Annotated in this window: 16 protein-coding genes; 13 read left to right on the top strand and 3 right to left on the bottom strand. The window is 72.0% G+C overall.

Going from position 1 to position 17,936, the window contains the following annotated elements:
- The 13 genes from alaS to ACQP10_RS24310 all read left to right on the top strand — a co-directional run bounded on the left by alaS (position 1) and on the right by ACQP10_RS24310 (position 14,163).
- Positions 1-2,673, top strand: a complete 2,673-nt coding sequence (gene alaS / locus ACQP10_RS24370) for an alanine--tRNA ligase (RefSeq protein ID WP_346022598.1) — start codon at positions 1-3, stop codon at positions 2,671-2,673.
- A gap of 51 nt (positions 2,674-2,724) precedes the next feature.
- Complete coding sequence (ruvX, locus tag ACQP10_RS24365) at positions 2,725-3,222, top strand: Holliday junction resolvase RuvX (RefSeq protein ID WP_179827833.1); 498 nt, start codon at positions 2,725-2,727, stop codon at positions 3,220-3,222.
- A complete protein-coding gene (mltG, locus tag ACQP10_RS24360) occupies positions 3,219-4,253 on the top strand; it encodes an endolytic transglycosylase MltG (RefSeq protein WP_312873622.1) in 1,035 nt (344 codons plus the stop codon). Before ruvX ends, mltG (ACQP10_RS24360) begins: the two co-directional genes overlap by 4 nt.
- Positions 4,254-4,416: 163 nt before the next feature.
- Positions 4,417-5,562, top strand: coding sequence for an endolytic transglycosylase MltG (mltG, locus tag ACQP10_RS24355; protein WP_399499158.1), 1,146 nt, complete (start codon positions 4,417-4,419; stop codon positions 5,560-5,562).
- Positions 5,559-6,383 (top strand): shikimate dehydrogenase, encoded by an 825-nt coding sequence (locus ACQP10_RS24350; protein ID WP_179827836.1) that lies wholly within the window; start codon positions 5,559-5,561, stop codon positions 6,381-6,383. The genes mltG (ACQP10_RS24355) and ACQP10_RS24350 overlap by 4 nt, the downstream gene beginning before the upstream one ends.
- Before the next feature lie 307 nt (positions 6,384-6,690).
- On the top strand, positions 6,691-7,332 hold the full coding sequence (gene infC / locus ACQP10_RS24345; RefSeq protein ID WP_428837529.1) for a translation initiation factor IF-3: 642 nt from the start codon (positions 6,691-6,693) through the stop codon (positions 7,330-7,332).
- Between the two features lie 130 nt (positions 7,333-7,462).
- On the top strand, positions 7,463-7,657 hold the full coding sequence (gene rpmI, locus ACQP10_RS24340; protein WP_179827838.1) for a 50S ribosomal protein L35: 195 nt from the start codon (positions 7,463-7,465) through the stop codon (positions 7,655-7,657).
- A 24-nt stretch (positions 7,658-7,681) separates the two neighbouring features.
- On the top strand, positions 7,682-8,065 hold the full coding sequence (gene rplT / locus ACQP10_RS24335; RefSeq protein ID WP_179827839.1) for a 50S ribosomal protein L20: 384 nt from the start codon (positions 7,682-7,684) through the stop codon (positions 8,063-8,065).
- Between the two features lie 117 nt (positions 8,066-8,182).
- Entirely contained in the window at positions 8,183-9,013 is an 831-nt protein-coding gene (locus ACQP10_RS24330; protein ID WP_433539759.1) for a TrmH family RNA methyltransferase, read from the top strand.
- Positions 9,014-9,064: 51 nt separating this feature from the next.
- Positions 9,065-10,147: a sensor histidine kinase gene (locus tag ACQP10_RS24325; RefSeq protein ID WP_179827842.1), complete on the top strand. Its 1,083-nt coding sequence runs from the start codon at positions 9,065-9,067 to the stop codon at positions 10,145-10,147.
- Positions 10,148-10,218: 71 nt separating this feature from the next.
- Positions 10,219-11,316 carry a phenylalanine--tRNA ligase subunit alpha gene (gene pheS, locus ACQP10_RS24320; RefSeq protein WP_179827843.1) on the top strand — a complete coding sequence of 366 codons (1,098 nt, stop codon included), beginning with the start codon at positions 10,219-10,221 and terminating at the stop codon, positions 11,314-11,316.
- Positions 11,316-13,832, top strand: coding sequence for a phenylalanine--tRNA ligase subunit beta (gene pheT / locus ACQP10_RS24315; RefSeq protein WP_399499156.1), 2,517 nt, complete (start codon positions 11,316-11,318; stop codon positions 13,830-13,832). The genes pheS and pheT overlap by 1 nt, the downstream gene beginning before the upstream one ends.
- An 85-nt stretch (positions 13,833-13,917) precedes the next feature.
- Positions 13,918-14,163 (top strand): hypothetical protein, encoded by a 246-nt coding sequence (locus tag ACQP10_RS24310; protein WP_179827845.1) that lies wholly within the window; start codon positions 13,918-13,920, stop codon positions 14,161-14,163.
- Positions 14,164-14,197: 34 nt separating this feature from the next.
- Here the strand turns inward: ACQP10_RS24310 and ACQP10_RS24305 are convergent, their stop codons facing one another.
- The 3 genes from ACQP10_RS24305 to ACQP10_RS24295 all read right to left on the bottom strand — a co-directional run bounded on the left by ACQP10_RS24305 (position 14,198) and on the right by ACQP10_RS24295 (position 17,906).
- Positions 14,198-14,776, bottom strand: a complete 579-nt coding sequence (locus ACQP10_RS24305; protein WP_346023222.1) for a Uma2 family endonuclease — start codon at positions 14,774-14,776, stop codon at positions 14,198-14,200.
- Positions 14,777-14,873: 97 nt separating this feature from the next.
- Complete coding sequence (locus ACQP10_RS24300) at positions 14,874-16,178, bottom strand: MFS transporter (protein WP_399499155.1); 1,305 nt, start codon at positions 16,176-16,178, stop codon at positions 14,874-14,876.
- A 69-nt stretch (positions 16,179-16,247) separates the two neighbouring features.
- Positions 16,248-17,906: a class I adenylate-forming enzyme family protein gene (locus ACQP10_RS24295; protein ID WP_346022592.1), complete on the bottom strand. Its 1,659-nt coding sequence runs from the start codon at positions 17,904-17,906 to the stop codon at positions 16,248-16,250.
- Positions 17,907-17,936: the final 30 nt, after the last annotated feature.

The following is a 17,936-nucleotide window of genomic DNA, read 5'->3' as shown; positions in this document are numbered from 1 at the left end:
ATGGAGTCGGCAGAGATCGCGCGCCGCTTCCTGCGCTTCTTCGAGGAGCGTGGGCACACCGTCGTGCCCTCGGCCAGCCTGATCGCCGAGGACCCGACGCTGCTGCTGGTGCCCGCGGGCATGGTGCCCTTCAAGCCCTACTTCCTCGGGCAGCAGAAGCCCCCGTTCAAGCGGGCCACCAGCGTCCAGAAGTGCGTGCGCACCCCTGACATCGACGAGGTCGGCAGGACCACCAGGCACGCCACGTTCTTCCAGATGCTCGGCAACTTCTCCTTCGGCGACTACTTCAAGGAGCAGGCGATCCCGCTCGCCTGGGAGCTGCTGACCAAGCCCGAGTCCGAGGGCGGTTTCGGCTTCCCCGCCGACCGCCTGTGGGTCACCGTCTACCAGGACGACGACGAGGCCTACGGCATCTGGCACGAGAAGGTCGGCGTCCCGGCCGAGCGCATCCAGCGCCGCGGCCTGGAGGACAACTACTGGCACATGGGCGTGCCCGGTCCGGGCGGCCCCTGCACCGAGATCTACTACGACCGCGGCCCCGAGTACGGCAGGGACGGCGGCCCCGTCGCCGACGAGAACCGCTACCTCGAGGTCTGGAACAACGTCTTCATGCAGTTCCAGCTCAGCGCGGTCCGCAGCAAGACCGACTTCGACATCCTCGGTGAGCTGCCCGCCCGGAGCGTCGACACCGGCATGGGCCTGGAGCGCATGGCGGCGATCCTGCAGGGCGTCGACAACATCTACGAGATCGACACCACCTACAAGATCCTCGACCGGGCCGCCGAGCTCACCAGGACGCGCTACGGCCGCGACGAGCGCGCCGACGTCTCGCTGCGGGTCGTCGCCGACCACGTCCGCACCAGCGTGATGCTGGTGGCCGACGGCGTGCTGCCCTCCAACGAGGGCCGCGGCTACGTGCTGCGGCGCATCCTGCGCCGCGCCGTCCGCAACCTGCGCCTGCTGGGCGCGGGCGAGGAGCGCTACATGCACGAGCTCACCGCGGTGACCATCGCCGTGATGGGCGAGCTGTACCCCGAGCTCAAGGCCGACGCCCCGCAGATCCACGCCGTGATCGACGCCGAGGAGGCGTCCTTCCTGGGCACCCTCCGCACCGGCACCGCGATCTTCGACGCGGCGGTGGAGGAGACCAAGCGCAAGGGGCGGGGCACCCTCGGCGGGGACCAGGCCTTCCAGCTCCACGACACCTACGGCTTCCCGATCGACCTGACCCTGGAGATGGCCTCCGAGCAGGGTCTCAAGGTCGACGAGGAGGGCTTCCGCCGGCTGATGAAGGAGCAGCGCGACCGCGCCAAGGCCGACGCCGCAGCCAAGAAGACCGGAAACGCCGACATCTCGGTGTTCGGCCGGATCCTGGAGAAGACCGGCAAGGTCGACTTCCTCGGCTACGACCAGGTGACGGCCGAGGCGCAGGTCATCGGCCTGCTGGTGGACGGCGCCCCGGTCCCCGCGGCCGGAGCCGGCACCACGGTGGAGGTCGTGCTGAGCCGTACCCCCTTCTACGCCGAGGGCGGCGGCCAGCTCGCCGACCAGGGCGTCATCCGCACCGACGGCGCCGAGGTCGAGATCGTGGACGTGCAGTCCCCGGTCGCGGGCGTCATCGTGCACCGCGGCAAGGTCCGCGGCGGGGAGATCCGGGTGGGCGACCAGGCCCAGGCCGAGATCGACGTCGAGCGGCGCCGCGCCATCTCCCGCAGCCACACCGCCACCCACCTGGTGCACCGCGGCTTCCGCAACGCGCTGGGCGAGACGGCGGCGCAGGCCGGCTCGGAGAACTCGCCCGGCCGCTTCCGCTTCGACTTCACCGCCGCCGGCGCCGTGCCGCCCAGCGTGCTGCGCGACGTCGAGGACGAGGTCAACGCCGTCCTGATCAACGACCTCACGGTCAACGCCTTCCATACCTCCCAGGCCGAGGCCCGGGCGATGGGCGCGCTGGCCCTGTTCGGCGAGAAGTACGGCGAGACCGTCCGCATCGTCGAGGTCGGCGACTACTCCCGGGAGCTGTGCGGCGGCACCCACGTCGCCAGCTCCGGCCAGCTCGGCCTGGTCAAGGTGCTGGGCGAGTCCTCGATCGGCGCCGGTGTGCGCCGCGTGGAGGCCCTGGTCGGCCTGGACGCCTTCCGGTTCCTGGCCCGCGAGAGCGTGCTGGTGGCCCAGCTGTCCGAGCAGCTCAAGGCCCGTCGCGAGGAGCTTCCCGAGCGGATCGAGGGCATCGTCACCCGGCTGCGCACCGCCGAGAAGGAGCTGGAGCGGCTCCGCTCGGCCCAGGTGCTCGCGGTGGCCGGTGAGCTGGCCGCCGCCGCCCGCGACCTGGACGGGGTCTCGGTCGTGACGCACCGGGCACCCGACGGCACCTCCCCGGACGACCTGCGCAAGCTGGCGCTCGACGTACGCGGCCGGTTCCCCGCCGACCGCGCCGCCGTGGTCGTCGTCGCCGGCGTGCCCGGTGACCGGCCCGTCGTCGTCGCGGCCGTCAACGAGGCCGGACGCGCCCGGGGCCTGAAGGCCGGCCGGCTCGTCGGCGTCGCGGCCAAGGCGCTCGGCGGCGGCGGTGGCGGCAAGGACGACGTCGCGCAGGGCGGCGGGGCCCGTCCCGAGGCGATCGGCGACGCGCTCGGCGCCGTGCAGCAGGCGATCGCGCAGGCGTCCTCCTGACGCCGGGCGCCCGAGGGTCTGACGAGGCCCGGAGGCGGGGACGATGACGACATGAGAAACGGCATTCGCCTGGGCGTCGACGTCGGCTCGGTCCGCATCGGCGTGGCCCGCAGCGACCCCTCGGGTCTGCTGGCCACGCCGGTGGAGACCGTACGGCGCGGCAGAGGAGACCTGGAACGGCTCGCGGAGATCGCGGCCGAGTACGACGTCGTCGAGATCGTGGTCGGGCTGCCGACCTCGCTGTCGGGCCGGGAGGGGCAGGCGGCGGTGCTCGCCCGCGACTTCGCGGCCCGGATCGCCCACCGGCTGGCGCCCGTACCGGTACGGCTGTTCGACGAGCGGCTGACCACGGTCACCGCCCAGCAGGGCCTGCGGGCCAGCGGGGTGAAGGCCAGAAACCAGCGCGGCGTGGTGGACCAGGCGGCGGCCATCGTGCTGCTGCAGGCCGCCCTGGACGCCGAGCGCGCCACCGGGAGGCCGCCGGGCAGCGCGCTGGCGCCGCCGGGCGGGCCGCCCGTCGCGGGATCGGGTGACGGGACACCGCGGTGATCCCCCGGCCCGCGTGGCTGCTGGCGGGCGGGGCGGCCGCGGTCGTCCTCGCGGCGGCCGCCGGGAGTTACGTGGTGGTCGGACCGCGGCTGATGCCCGACGACTTCGCCGGGCCCGGCTCGGGCTCGGTCGTCGTGCGGATCCCCTCGGGCGCGAGCGCCGGGGAGGTCGCCGAGACGCTGGCCGACGCGGGGGTCGTCGCGAGCGCCGGGGCGTTCGTCAAGGCGGCCGAGGCGCGGGCCAAGACCGGCAGCCTGCGGCCCGGCCACTATCGCCTGCGCAAGGGCATGGCCGCCGCCTCGGCCCTCGACCTGCTGCTCGCCCCGGGGTCGCGGGTGGTGCGCAGGGTCACGATCCCCGAGGGGTTGCGCCTGACGGAGCTGTTCGACAGGCTGGCGGCCAAGACCGGAATGCCCAGGGACGCCTTCGTCCGGGCCTCCCAGGACCGTGAGGAGCTGGAGCTGCCGTCCTACGCCAAGGGACCCGAGGGCTTCATGTTCCCGGCCACCTACGAGGTCGAGCCGGACATGACCCCCGCCGACGTGCTCGGACTCATGGTGGAACGGTACAAGAGCGCCGCGGCCAAGCTGGAGCTGGAGAACCGCGCGGCCGAGCGCGGCCTGACGCCGCTGGAGGCGGTCACGGTGGCCAGCCTCGTCCAGGCGGAGGGCGGGCGCGACTCCGACTACCCGAAGATCGCTAGAGTGATCTACAACCGGATCAAGGCGGGCGTGCCGCTGCAGATCGACAGCACGGTGCTCTACGCGCAGAACCGCCGGACACTCAGGGTGACGGAGAAGGACACGAAGGTGAAGTCGCCCTACAACACCTACGCTCATCCCGGCCTGCCTCCGGGACCCATCGCGAATCCGGGGGAGAAGGCGATGATCGCCACCCTGCGCCCGGATCAAGGTGATTGGTTCTGGTTTGTCACGATCGATCCAAAGCGTAGAATCACGAAATTCACTGACAAAGAGAGTGAGTTTGTGAGATACCGGGAAGAGCTGAACAGATACCTCGGGACGCATTGATGTCCGGCGGAACACCCCCGGTTCCGCCGCAAGCGGCGATGCCCACTGCGCGGCCGAGGCGCGGATCCCGGGACACCGGGCCGCTCGACCCCGTGTCCCCCCTCGGTTTGGCATGCCCGCTTGACGCCAGGCCGTCCCACCCGGGAGATTGGCCAGCGCACCTATGAACGATCTCGATATGGACTTCCTGGTCGGCGCCGACGACGATCCCTCGCGCCGTCCCCGCCGGACCGGCCGCGGGCGCCGCAGACGGCGGCGCCGCAACCGCGGCGGGTTCCTCGCCCCGATGCTCGCGGTCATCATCCTGGTCGGCGGTCTCGGCGCCGGCGGCTACTACGGCTACCTGTGGGTGCGCGACGCGATGACCGTCGAGGACTACAAGGGCCCGGGCAGCGGCGAGGTCGTCGTGGAGATCAAGGAGGGCGAGAGCGCCTCCCAGATCGCCCAGACCCTCCGGGAGAAGGACGTCGTCAAGAGCTCCGAGGCGTTCACCGACGCCATCACCGACGCCGGCAAGAGCTCCTCCCTGCAGCCCGGCGAGTACCGGATGCGCAAGCGGATGGCCGCCGCCGAGGCCGTGAAGCTGCTCGACCCGACCAAGCGGCTGCACGAGCGGGTGATCATCAAGGAGGGCCTGCGCCTGACGGCCGTGCTGGAGGAACTCGCCAAGCAGACCGGCAAGCCGCTGAAGGAGTTCCAGCAGGCCGCCAAGAACGTCAAGGCGCTGGACCTGCCCTCCTACGCCAAGGGCAAGCCGGAGGGCTACATCTTCCCGGCGACCTACGAGGTCACCCCCAAGATGACGGCCTCCGACATCCTGACCGCGATGGCCGACCGCTTCAAGGAGACCGCCGAGAAGGAGAACCTGGTCAGGGAGGCCAAGGCCCTGGGCTACACCCCGCACCAGATCGTGACGATCGCCAGCATCGTCCAGGCCGAGGCCGGCAACCTCGACGACATGGCCAAGATGTCCCGCGTCATCTACAACCGGCTCCACTCCAGCCCGCCGATGAACCTCGGGATGGACAGCACGGTCATGTACGCGCTCAACAAGTACGGCATCGAGGCCAGCCACGCCGAGACGGAGACCGCCTCGCCCTACAACACCTACAAGCATCCCGGCCTGCCGCCCGGGCCGATCTCCAATCCGGGCGACGACGCCATCCAGGCGGCGCTCAACCCGGCCAAGGGCGACTGGAAGTTCTTCGTCACCGTCGATCCCAAGCGCCGCATCACCAAGTTCGCCACCAACGAGACCGACTTCTTCAAGCTCAAGGCGGAGTACGAGCGGAACAAGGCGGGCGGATGACCAGGGCCGCCGTCCTCGGGTCGCCCATCGCCCACTCGCTGTCGCCGGTCCTGCACCGCGCGGCCTACGCGGCGATGGGCCTGGACGGGTGGCGCTACGAGGCGATCGAGTGCGACGAGGCCGCCCTGCCCGGCCTCGTCGCCGGGCTCGGCCCCGAGTGGGCCGGCCTGTCGCTGACCATGCCGCTCAAGCGCGCGGTGCTGCCGCTGCTGGACACGGTCTCCGAGCTCGCCGTACAGGTGGGCGGGGCCAACACCGTGGTCTTCGCCGGCGGCGCCCGCCACGGCCACAACACCGACGTCCACGGCATCGTCCGGGCGCTCGCCGAGGCCGGGGTGGCGCCGCCCCGGTCGGCGACGATCCTCGGCGGCGGGGCCACGGCGGCCTCGGCGCTGGCCGCGCTGCGCGAGCTGGGCCTGGCCGAGGCGGCCCTGGTGGTGCGCGACCCGGAGCGGGCCCGGCCGACCGCCGAGACCGCCGAGCGGCTGGAGACGGCCCTGCAGGTGCTGACCTTCGACAAGATCGGCACGGCCCTGGAGGCGGACCTGGTGGTCTCGACGCTGCCCGCGGGCGCCGCCGACGGTCTGGCGGACCTGGTGGCCGGGGTGCCCGCGCTCTTCGACGTCGTCTACGCCCCGTGGCCCACCCGCCTGGCCGCGGCCGTGGCCGCCCGGGGCGGCACGGTGGTCGGCGGCTTCCCCATGCTGCTGCACCAGGCGGTCCGGCAGGTCGAGCTGATGACCGGCCGGTCCGACGTGCCGGTGGAGGCGATGCGCGCGGCGGGCGAGGCCGAGATCGCCCGGCGGGCCGCCGCGGGCTGACCGGCCCCGGCCGCTCCCGGGAAGGTTCGGGCGGTCCCCGGTGTTGTGATAGAGTGACTACTCGATCGGTCCGGCATGCCTGCTGGACGCGCAAGCGGAGGTTCACCTCCCACCTGGTCGGCCGAAAGGCCGGCAGGTCAAGGATCACACCGGTTGACTCCGGAGAGCCCACGGCGGCGAAGTCGATGAGCTCATGTGGCCCCGCATGCGCGACGTGCGGGGCATTTCGCGTTCCGGGCCCTCGGCCGCGGAAGGTGACTTCCCGGCACGATCGAGTATGTGGCAGACGTCGCCGGACAAGCCGGCGGTGGATCGCGACCTAGGAGGCCCCATCAGCGCCGAGCCCCGCATCAACGACCGTATTCGTGTCCCCGAGGTCCGCCTCGTCGGCCCGAACGGCGAGCAGGTCGGCATCGTCTCCATCGGCGATGCTCTGAAGCTGGCTCAGGAGTCCGACCTCGACCTCGTGGAGGTCGCGGCTACGGCTCGCCCGCCCGTGTGCAAGCTCATGGACTACGGCAAGTTCAAGTACGAGTCCGCGATGAAGGCACGCGAGGCGCGGCGCAACCAGGCGTACACGATCATCAAGGAGATCAAGCTCCGTCCGAAGATCGACCCGCACGACTACGAGACCAAGAAGGGTCACGTGGTGCGGTTCCTCAAGGCCGGGGACAAGGTCAAGGTCACGATCATGTTCCGTGGGCGGGAGCAGTCCCGGCCCGAGCTGGGTTTCCGGCTCCTGCAGCGGCTGGCGGAGGACGTCTCGGAGCTCGGCTTCGTGGAGTCCCAGCCCAAGCAGGACGGCCGAAACATGATCATGGTGATCGGTCCGCACAAGAAGAAGGCCGAGGCCAAGGCCGAGAAGGCGGCGGCCAAGGCGCGACGTGACGAGACCTCCGAAGAGGCTCCGGCGCCCGTCGAAGACGGCGCGGCCGTCCCGCAGGAGTGACTCGCACGGCCCGGACCGCCGGGCAGTCGCGGGATTAAGCCGAGACCGGGTCCGGTCTCGCAGTCAGGCATGCCCTTGACTCGGGTTACCGGCCCGGGACATCGGCACGATCGAGGGAGAGACGGCTGAGATGCCGAAGATGAAGACGCACAGCGGTGCGAAGAAGAGGTTCCGGCTCACCGGCACCGGCAAGATCAAGCGGCGCCGTGCCAACCGCGCGCACTACAACGAGTGGAAGCCCTCCACCATGACGCGTCGTCTCAAGCCCGAGGTCGTGCTGTCCGACGCCGACGCCAAGAAGATCAAGAAGCTGCTCGCCAAGTAACGACCCCCGGGGAGATAGATAGACATGGCACGCGTGAAGCGGGCGATCAACGCCAAGAAGAAGCGCAGGGTCGTTCTCGAGCGGGCGAGCGGCTACCGGGGCCAGCGGTCGCGTCTGTACCGCAAGGCCAAGGAGCAGATGCTCCACTCGATGACCTACGCCTACCGCGACCGCAAGGACCGCAAGGGCGCCTTCCGCCGTCTCTGGATCCAGCGCATCAACGCCGCTGCCCGCCAGAACGGCATCACCTACAACCGGCTCATCCAGGGTCTGCGCCTGGCCTCCATCGAGGTCGACCGCAAGATCCTCGCCGACCTCGCGGTCAACGACGCCGCCACGTTCGCGACGCTGGTCGAGGCCGCCAAGAAGGCGCTCCCGGCCGACGTGAACGCGCCGGTCGCCGGCTGAGCAACACGCCTGCCACCGGGCCGCGGCCCGGTGCCGGCGAGGGTGCGGCCCACAGCGATCACGCTGTGGGCCGCGTTCGCATTCTTGGGGGATTCGAACATGGCGGGACCTTCGAACATGGCGGGATCTGAGCTGACCAACATCAAGTCGCCGCGGGTCAAGGCCGTGCGGCGGCTGACCAAGCGCGCCTTCCGGGACCGTGACCGGTCCTTCATCGCCGAGGGGCCGCAGGCCGTACGCGAGGCCCTGGCGCTGGACGGCGTCGTGACGCAGCTGTTCGCCACCGCCGAGGCCGAGGTCCGGCACGCCGACATCGTCGCCGCCGCCGCGGCGGCCGGCGTGCCGCCGCAGCGCGCCAGCGGCGAGGTCATGGCCGAGCTCGCCCAGACCGTCACCCCGCAGGGCCTGCTGGCCGTCTGCCGGTTCGTGCACGTCCCCCTGGACGACGCCGTCACGGCCGACGCCCGGCTGGTGGCCGTCCTGGCGCACGTCCGCGACCCGGGCAACGCCGGCACCGTACTGCGCACCGCCGACGCCGCCGGCGCCGACGCGGTCGTCTTCACCGACGCCTCGGTCGACCCCTACAACGGCAAGTGCGTCCGGGCCAGCGCCGGCAGCCTGTTCCACCTCCCGGTGGTCACGGGGACCCCCGTGGCGCGGGCCGTGGGGCGGCTGAAGGAGCGGGGCCTGCGGGTCCTGGCGGCCGACGGCGCCGGCGAGCACACCCTCGACGACGTCGACCTGTCCGGGCCGACCGCCTGGATCTTCGGCAACGAGGCGTGGGGGCTGCCGGAGGAGATCCTGGAACTGGCCGACGACGTCGTCCGCGTCCCGATCTACGGCGGGGCCGAGAGCCTCAACCTCGCGACCGCCGCCGCGGTCTGTCTGTACGCATCTGCCCGATCTCAGCGGGCCGGTTCCCGGAGCAGCGTTCCGAGGCTGCCGTAGGACGCGGGAAACCCGCTATTGTCGGCGGTGTAGCGTCGAGGAGGCGGGGTCGTGCACGGCGAACACACCGACGAACGGAGCGCTGACTCCGCCTGTGTGATCGACGTGGACGACCTCCCCGACGGCCTCGTCGTGACCGACCGGGACGGCCACGTGCTGGCCGTCAACCGCGCCGCCACCCGCCTCACCGGCGTCACCCGCGACCGGGCCGTCGGACGGCACCTGCGGGACGTGTTCTCCTTCCGGGACCACGACGGGCGCGACTGGTGGAAGTGGTTCGACCCCTACGGCGGCCTGCCCAGCCGGGCCCGCCAGCCGGAGCTGCCGCTGCGCGTCCCGGGCGGGCAGGAGATGCTCGTGGCCGCCCGTCTGGTGCGCCGGCCCGAGCGGGGCGGACCGGTCGTCCGGGTGGTGATCACCCTGCGCGACGCGGGCGCCCGCGCCCGGCTGGAACGCAGCCGCGCCGACCTGGTCTCCACGGTCGCCCACGAGCTGCGTTCCCCGCTGACCAGCGTCAAGGGCTTCACCGCGACGCTGCTGGCCAAGTGGACCCGCTTCACCGACGACCAGAAGCTCGTCATGCTGGAGACGGTCAACGCCGACGCCGACCGGGTGACCCGGCTGATCACCGAACTGCTCGACGTCTCCCGCATCGAGTCGGGCCGCCTGGAGATCCACCGCCAGGTGGTCGACGTCCCGGCCAGGGCCCGGAAGATCATCGCCGGGCGGGTGGCCGCGGGGGAACCGGAGGACCGCTTCCGGCTGGAGGTCCGCGGCGAACTCCCCGAGACCTGGCTCGATCAGGACAAAATCGACCAGGTTCTGGCCAACCTGCTGGAAAACGCGGTGCGCCACGGTCGCGGTACGGTGACAATAACCATCGAACCGAACGACTGGGGAGTCACAGTGTCCGTCCGCGACCAGGGTGAGGGCATCCCGCCCGAGCTGGTCACGCGCGTTTTCCGGCAGTTCTGGCGGGGTAACGCCCGCCGCCGGGGAGGCACCGGGCTCGGCCTGTTCATCGTCAAGGGCCTGATCGAGGCGCACGGCGGCACCATCTCCGTGCGGCGGGGCCCCGAGGGCGGCGCCGAGTTCCGATTTACCGTGCCCACCGGCACCCCTGACTTCGCCTGAGCGTCGATGCAGGCCCGGTGGGCTCTCCCGACTAGACTCATGGCCGCCTAAGCCCTGGATTCGGAGCTCCCTTGTCTAACTACGACCCGGTCGAGGTGACACCGCTGCACGCCGACGAGCTCGCGCGCATGCGGGACGACGCGCTCGACGCCATCAAGGCGGCGCGCGACCTCGACGAACTCAAGCAGGTACGGCTCGCGCACGCCGGAGACCGCTCACCCATCGCCCTGGCCAACCGCGAGATCGGCGCGTTGCCCCCGGCGGCCCGCGCCGACGCCGGCAAGCGGATCGGCGGCGCGCGCAAGGCCGTCGCCGAGGCCCTCGCCGAGCGCCAGGCCCAGCTGGAGGCCGAGCGTGACGAGCGGGTCCTCGTCGAGGAGACCGTCGACGTCACCCTTCCCTGGGACCGCGCCCCGCGCGGCGCCCGCCACCCGCTGACCACGCTGCAGGAACGCGTCGCCGACGCGTTCGTCGCGATGGGCTACGAGGTGGCCGAGGGGCCCGAGCTGGAAGGCGAGTGGTTCAACTTCGACGCGCTGAACATCTCGCCCGACCACCCGGCCCGCTCGGAGCACGACACGTTCTTCGTCGAGTCCGTCGAATCCGGCAAGGTGCTGCGCACCCAGACCTCGCCGGTGCAGATCCGGGCGCTGCTCGGCCGGAGCCTGCCGGTCTACGTGGTCTCGCCCGGCAAGGTGTTCCGCACCGACGAGCTCGACGCGACCCACACCCCGGTCTTCCACCAGGTCGAGGGGCTGGCGATCGACGAGGGCCTGACCATGGCCCATCTCAAGGGCACCCTCGACCGGTTCGCCGAGGTCATGTTCGGCGAGGGCATCACCACCCGGTTCCGGCCCAACTACTTCCCGTTCACCGAGCCGTCCGCCGAGATGGACCTCAAGTGCTTCGTCTGCCGTGGCGCCTCGGCGACGCCCGGCAACCCGCCCTGCCGCACCTGCAAGTCGGAGGGCTGGATCGAGTGGGGCGGCTGCGGCATGGTCAACCCGCGGGTCCTCGTCGCCTGCGGCGTCGACCCGGCCCGCTACAGCGGTTTCGCTTTCGGCATGGGCATCGAGCGCACGCTGATGTTCCGCCACAACGTCGAGGACATGCGCGACATGGTCGAGGGAGACGTCCGCTTCACGCTCCCGTTCGGTATGGAGGTCTGATGAAGATCCCGCTCTCATGGCTGCGGGAGTATGTCGATCTCCCCGCCGTCACCGCCCACGAGGTCGCCGACGCGCTCACCCGCGCCGGCCTCAAGCTGGAGGCGATCACCTCCTACGGCCACGACATCAAGAACGTCGTGGTCGGCGAGGTGCTCGCCATCGAGGAGCTCTCCGGCTTCAAGAAGCCCATCCGGCACTGCCAGGTCGAGGTGGGGGAGGCCGCGCCGCGCGAGATCGTGTGCGGCGCGACCAACTTCCAGGCCGGCGACCGCGTCCCGGTCGCGCTGCCCGGCGCGGTGCTGCCCGGGGGCTTCGAGATCGCCTCCCGCAAGACCTACGGCCGCCTCTCCGACGGCATGATCTGCTCGGAGGCCGAGCTCGGCGTGGCCGAGTCCTCGCCCGGCATCCTCGTGCTGTCGCCCGGCACCCCGATCGGCGTCGACGTGGTCGAGCTGCTCGGCCTGCGCGACGACGTGATCGAGCTGGAGATCACCCCCGACGTCGGCTACGCGCTGTCCGTCCGGGGCGTGGCGCGGGAGGCCGCGACCGCCTTCGGCGTGCCGTTCCGCGACCCGGCCGACGTCACCCCGCCCGACGGCTCCGGCCCCGCCCACCCGGCCTCCATCGCCGATCCGTCCGCCTGCGACCGCTTCGTGCTGCGCGAGGTCCGCGGCTTCGACCCGGCGGCGGAGAGCCCGCTGTGGCTGCGGGTGCGCCTGGCCCGCTCCGGCGTGCGCCCGGTCTCGCTGGCCGTCGACGTCACCAACTACGTGATGCTGGAGCTCGGCCAGCCGCTGCACGCCTTCGACGCGGCGACGCTGACCGGTGAGATCGTGGTGCGCCGGGCCGAGCCGGGGGAGACCCTGGAGACCCTCGACCACGTCGTCCGCGCGCTCCACCCCGAGGACGTCCTGATCACCGACGGCTCTGGGGTGATCTCCATGGCCGGGACGATGGGCGGCCTGAAGACCGAGATCTCCGGCGAGACCACCGACATCGTGATCGAGGCCGCGCACTTCTCGCCCAGCGGCGTCGCGCGGATGTCGCGCCGCCACAACCTCGTCAGCGAGGCGTCCAAGCGCTTCGAGCGGGGCGTCGACCGCGAGCTGCCGCTGTACGCCTCCTGGAAGGCGGCGCGGCTGCTGGCCGAGCTGGGCGGCGGCACCATCCAGCCGGGCGTCACCCACGCCGAGGCCGAGGTCGAGCCGGTCCGCGTCGCCATGCCGAGCGGCCACCCCGGCCGGGTCGCCGGGATCCCCTACGACCGCGAGACGGTCGTCCGCCGCCTGGAGCAGGTGGGCTGCACGGTCCAGGCCGGCGGCGCCGCCCCGGCCGGCGGGATCGCCGCCAGGCTCGCCGTCACCGGCGACGACATGCTGACGGTCACCCCGCCCTCCTGGCGGCCCGACCTGACCGACCCCAACGACCTCGCCGAGGAGGTCATCCGGCTGGAGGGCTACGAGAAGCTGCCCTCGGTCCTGCCGGCCGCCCCGGCGGGCGCCGGCCTCACCGAGGGCCAGCGGCTGCGCCGCAGGGTCGGCCGGGCGCTGGCCGGCGCGGGATACGTCGAGATCCTCGCCTACCCCTTCATGGGGGAGCGCGACCTGGACGCCCTGCAGCTGCCCGCGGACGACGAGCGTCGCCTGGCCGTACGGCTGGCCAACCCGCTCAGCGAGGACGAGCCGCTGATGCGGACCACCCTGCTGCCGGGGCTGCTCAGGACGCTGGTGCGCAACACGGGCCGGGGCTTCGCCGACCTCATGCTGTTCGAGACGGGCCTGGTCTACCGGCCGGACCGGGAGGCCCCGGCGACCGCGCCGGTCCTCGGTGTGGACCGCAGGCCCACCGCCGAGGAGCTCGCCTCGATCGAGTCCGCGCTGCCCGCCCAGCCGGTCCGGGTCGCCGTGGTGCTGGCCGGGGAGCTCGAGCGGTCCGGCTGGTGGGGCGGCGGGCGCGCCGCGAGCTGGGCCGACGCCATCGAGGCGGCCCGCGTGGTGGCCCGCGAGGCCGGGGTCGAGCTGAGCGTGCGCGCCGACCGGCACGAGCCCTGGCACCCGGGCCGCTGCGCCGCCCTGTACGCCGGGGACGTCCTCGTCGGCCACGCCGGAGAGCTGCACCCGCGCGTCATCGAGGCGTACGGCCTGCCGCCGCGCACCGCCGCGATGGAGCTGGAGCTCACCCGGCTGGAGCCGCTGTCGGCCGGCCCGGTCCAGGTGCCGTCGATCTCCGCCTACCCGGTCGCCACCCAGGACGTCGCGCTCGTCGTCGCCTCCGCCACCCCGGTGGCCGAGGTGGAGGCGGCGCTGCGCGAGGGCGCGGGCGACCTGCTGGAGTCGGTCCGCCTGTTCGATGTCTACACCGGTGCCCAGGCCGGCGAGGGCAACAAGTCCCTCGCCTACACGCTGCGGTTCCGGGCGGCGGACCGGACGCTGACCGCCGAGGAGGCCACCGCCGCCCGCGACGCCGCCGTGGCGCTGGCGGCCGAGCGCACCGGGGCGCGGCTCCGCGGCGCCTGATCCGCGTGTCCGGGGTCCCGGCGGAGCCTTCCGCCGGGACCCCGTCTTCGGATTCGGATCCGATCCATCCGGTTCGGGAGGGACGATGAGGCAGCTGCTGGTGTTCGCCGACCGCGACGACGCCGAGGAGGTCGCGGAGCTCGTCGAGGAGGGGCTGCCGCGGGCGGGCACGCCCGCCGTCGTCCGGGAGACCCTGGCCGGCGAGGACGACGCCGAGGACGCCCAGTGGGTCGTGGTCGTCGAGGTCGCGGCCGACGGCCTGACCGCGGACGAACTGGCCCGCCTGGACACGCTCGCCGACGAGTACGGCGGCTGGCGCGAGACGGGCTGAGCGGGTCCCGGCCGGCCCGAGGCCGGGCGGGCTCTCAGATGCCGTCGATCTCCGTCAGGTCGATGTCGACCTCGAAGGGCGACGACAGCTTGAGCCGGTCGTGGTGGACGCCGGTGACGACGTACGCGCCGGTGACGTGGTCGAGCTCGTAGGTGTGGACGACGGGCCGGCCCGCGTCGTTCTCCACGAGCCAGAAGTGCCGGATGCCGGCCTCGGCGTACAGCGACGGCTTGCGCTTGCGGTCGCGCTCCTTGGACTCGGGTGAGACCACCTCGGCCACGAGCACGACGTCCTCACCCCGGTAGAAGGTCTGCTCGGGGCTCTGCTCGGCCGAGGCCCGGATGACGCTGATGTCCGGCTCCGGCCGCTGCTCCGCGCCCAGGACGACGCTCATCTCACGCCGCACGCGGAACTCCCGTGGGGCGTGTTGACGCAGGCCGGACTCGAGAAGAGTGATGGCCCGCATGTGGAAGGAAGCCTGAGGACTCACGAACACCAGACTTCCATCAATCAACTCTGTGTGTTCGGGCAACTGCGGAATGCGATCGAGGTCTTCTGCGGTGAACCCTCCGGGGGGAGGGAACGCCCAGTCGGGCAGCGACGAATCCGTCATCTTGGGGCTCCCCGTCTCAGGGCTCCGAACGTCGACCGTCATGTCTCCACCGTAGCAGCGGGACTCCGTTCGGTGAGGGGAGTCGCCCGCCGCGACGTCAGGTTCCGCTGAGGGCCTCCCGGCGGGCCCGCTCCCGGAGCGCGTGCTCGTCGGTGCGGGCGTCGTATCTCCGGAACCCGGGCAGCAGCCCGGCCATCGCGACGACCGCGCCGACGCAGAGCAGGCCGCCCGCCCCCAGGGAGAAGCGGGTCCCGCCGAGCTGGCCCATCAGGCTCGCCCTGGCGTTGCCGAGCATCGGACCGCTGGTGTAGGAGAGCAGCTCGATGCCGGCCAGCCGGCCGCGGAACTCGTCGGGGATGGTCTGGTTCCAGATGGTGGACCGGAAGACGCCGCTGATCATGTCGGCCGCGCCGGCCAGGGCCAGACAGGCGAAGATGCCCCAGACGGTCGGCATGACGGCCGCCAGCGCCACCGCGGCTCCCCACACGATCGCCGCGGCGACGACCCCCAGGCCGTGCCGGTGGACGTGGCCGGTCCACCCGGAGGTGACGGAGGCGATCAGCGATCCGACCGCCGAGGCGGAGAAGAACAGGCCCTGCAGCTCGGGAACGCCGAGCTCGTCGGCGAGGAACGGGTACAGCGCGGTGGAGAAGGCGAAGATCATCGCGGCGACGTCCACCAGGTAGGTGCCCATCAGGTCCGGGCGGCCCACGGCGTAGCGGACGCCCTCCACCAGCGCCCTGATCGACGCCTGGGGAGCGTCCTCGGACCGCGGGGGAGTCCTCACCGGCCAGAGCAGGACCAGCGAGCCCAGGTAGGTCGCCACGTTGATGCCGTAGGCGACGGCGAATCCGGACCAGGTGACGAGCAGGCCGCTGAGCCCGGGGGCGACGATGGCACCGAGGTTCCAGCGGAAGCTGCTCAGCGCGGCGGCCGCGGTGAGCTGGTCGTGCCTGACCACGCGGGGCGTCAGCGACTCCAGGCTGGGGCGCTGCAGGCTGCCGAGGCCCGCCGAGAGCGCGCCGACCACGTACAGCACCCAGGGGTGCGGGGCGGGCAGCATCGCGTTGACCATCAATGCCAGCACCGTGACGCAGAGCCCCGCCTCGGTGTAGAGGATGATCTTCCGCCGGTTCAGCGCGTCCGCGATCGCCCCGCCCCACAGGCCGCACACCACCATCGGCACGAACTCGGCCACGCTGACCAGACCGACCGCCAGGTAGGAGCCGGTGAGCGCCTTCATCTGCAGCGGCACCGCGACCAGGGTGAGGAAGCTGCCGAACATCGTGACCGCCCCCGAGCCGAAGAGCAGCCGGAAGTCACGGGAGTCACGCAGGGGCCCCAGGTCCATACTGAGGCGGCGGAGCAGCGTTCTGAGCGGTCGGTCGGGAGTCTCGGGCACGGGAACCCAGTTTCGGCGGTGACCCGCGCCCCGGCAAACCGTTTTCGCGCGGGTCACCGCCGGGCGGCGTCAGGCGCCGAGGACCTCCCTGCGCAGGTGGGTCTTGAGGATCTTGCCGCCGGGGTTGCGGGGCAGTTCGTCGTCGCGGACCCAGAACCGAACGGGGATCTTGAACGCCGCGATGCGCTCGCGCAGGAACGCCTGCAGCTCCTCGGGGGTCGCCGGGGACGACAGCCGCACCACCGCGCCGACCTCCTCGCCCAGCTCTTCATGGGGGACGCCGATCACCGCGACGTCGTCCACCGCGGGGTGCTCGAACAGCGCGGCCTCTACCTCGGCGCAGTAGACGTTCTCGCCGCCGCGGATCACCATGTCCTTGGCCCGGTCCACGATGTAGACGAACCCCTCGGCGTCCACCCGGGCCATGTCGCCGGTGTGCAGCCAGCCGTCGACGAAGGTCTCGGCGGTGGCCTCGGGGCGGTTCCAGTAGCCGAGGATGACGTTGGGGCCGCGCAGGCACAGCTCCCCGACCTCGCCGGCCGGCAGCTCCCGGCCCAGCGGGTCGGCGATCCTCACCTCGACCACGGGCATCGGCAGGCCGATGCTGTCGGGTTTGGCGAGGTAGTCCGGGCCGCTGTTGTAGATCGCCAGCGCGGTGGTCTCGGTCATGCCGTACCCGTTGGAGGGGGCGCGGCTGGGCAGCCGCTCGGTGATGCGTTCCAGCAGCTTGGGCGGGGCGGGGGCGCCGCCGTAGCCCAGTGAGGTGAGGCTGGAGATGTCGTACTTGCCCAGGTCGGGATGGGCCAGGAGCTGCCACACGTTGGTGGGCACCCCGCTGAGCGTGGTGATCCGCTCGCGCTCGATCAGCTCCAGGGCCCGCCCGGCGTCCCACCTGTACATCAGCACCAGGCCGCCGCCGGTGAACATGGTGGTGGTCATGACCGCGAAGCAGCCGGTGACGTGGAAGAGCGGCACCGTCAGCAGGGTGACGCGGCGCCTGCCGGCGGCCTCGGCCGGGTCCTTGCCGGCCCTGGCGAGGCTGCGCATCATGCCGTAGGCCACCGTCATCGGCGACTGGCCGAGGTTGCGGTGGCTGCCGAGGGCGCCCTTGGGACGGCCGGTCGTGCCGGAGGTGTAGAAGATGGTCGCCGGGTCCTCCGGGGACACCTCCACCTCCGGCAGCGTCACGTCCGCCGCGACCTCGCCCAGCACCTCCTCGAACGGGCGCGCCCCCTCGGGCGCCTCGCCGCGGACCACGATCAGCGGCGCGCGGCCCGCGAGCCGCGCGGCGCGCTCGGCGTCGGCGATCACCACCTTCGCGCCGGAGTCCGACACGCCGAACTCCAGCTCCTGGGCGGTCCACCAGGCGTTGAGCGGCACGGCGACCGCCCCGGCGGCCAGCGCCGCGGAGAAGGCGACGACCCATTCGGGGTAGTTGCGCATGGCGATGGCCACCCGGTCGCCCTTGGCCACGCCGTACTCCGCGACCAGGCGGTGCGCCAGCGTGGCGGCCCGGCGGAAGTGCTCCTCGTAGGTGAGGCTCTCGTCCTCGTAGATGAGGAAGACCTGCTCGCCGTGGAGCCTGCTGCCCTCCAGCAACGCGCGGAAGTGGGCGGGGGCGTGCTTCCAGGTCCTGACGGCGCCGCCGTGGCCGGGCACATCCACCATCTCGAACAGCTGTCCCGGACCGGTGAGCCGGGCCTGGACCTCGTCATGGGCGACAGTCATGCGTTCACATCTCCCGGGGGCGAAGGGAAC

The sequence above is a fragment of the Streptosporangium sandarakinum genome (genome assembly GCF_050942225.1).
Classification (GTDB): Bacteria; Actinomycetota; Actinomycetes; order Streptosporangiales; family Streptosporangiaceae; genus Streptosporangium; species Streptosporangium nondiastaticum.
Note: the sequence above shows the minus strand (reverse complement) of the source record. Positions and strands in the feature narration are given on the sequence as shown.

Coding starts and splice junctions, on each gene's coding strand:
- pheT (WP_399499156.1), top strand. CDS start 11,316: ATGAAGATCCCGCTCTCATGGCTGCGGGAGTATGTCGATCTCCCCGCC.
- mltG (WP_399499158.1), top strand. CDS start 4,417: ATGAACGATCTCGATATGGACTTCCTGGTCGGCGCCGACGACGATCCC.
- ACQP10_RS24305 (WP_346023222.1), bottom strand. CDS start 14,776: ATGACGGATTCGTCGCTGCCCGACTGGGCGTTCCCTCCCCCCGGAGGG.
- ACQP10_RS24350 (WP_179827836.1), top strand. CDS start 5,559: ATGACCAGGGCCGCCGTCCTCGGGTCGCCCATCGCCCACTCGCTGTCG.
- ACQP10_RS24330 (WP_433539759.1), top strand. CDS start 8,183: ATGGCGGGATCTGAGCTGACCAACATCAAGTCGCCGCGGGTCAAGGCC.
- alaS (WP_346022598.1), top strand. CDS start 1: ATGGAGTCGGCAGAGATCGCGCGCCGCTTCCTGCGCTTCTTCGAGGAG.
- rpmI (WP_179827838.1), top strand. CDS start 7,463: ATGCCGAAGATGAAGACGCACAGCGGTGCGAAGAAGAGGTTCCGGCTC.
- ACQP10_RS24310 (WP_179827845.1), top strand. CDS start 13,918: ATGAGGCAGCTGCTGGTGTTCGCCGACCGCGACGACGCCGAGGAGGTC.
- ACQP10_RS24295 (WP_346022592.1), bottom strand. CDS start 17,906: ATGACTGTCGCCCATGACGAGGTCCAGGCCCGGCTCACCGGTCCGGGA.
- rplT (WP_179827839.1), top strand. CDS start 7,682: ATGGCACGCGTGAAGCGGGCGATCAACGCCAAGAAGAAGCGCAGGGTC.
- ruvX (WP_179827833.1), top strand. CDS start 2,725: ATGAGAAACGGCATTCGCCTGGGCGTCGACGTCGGCTCGGTCCGCATC.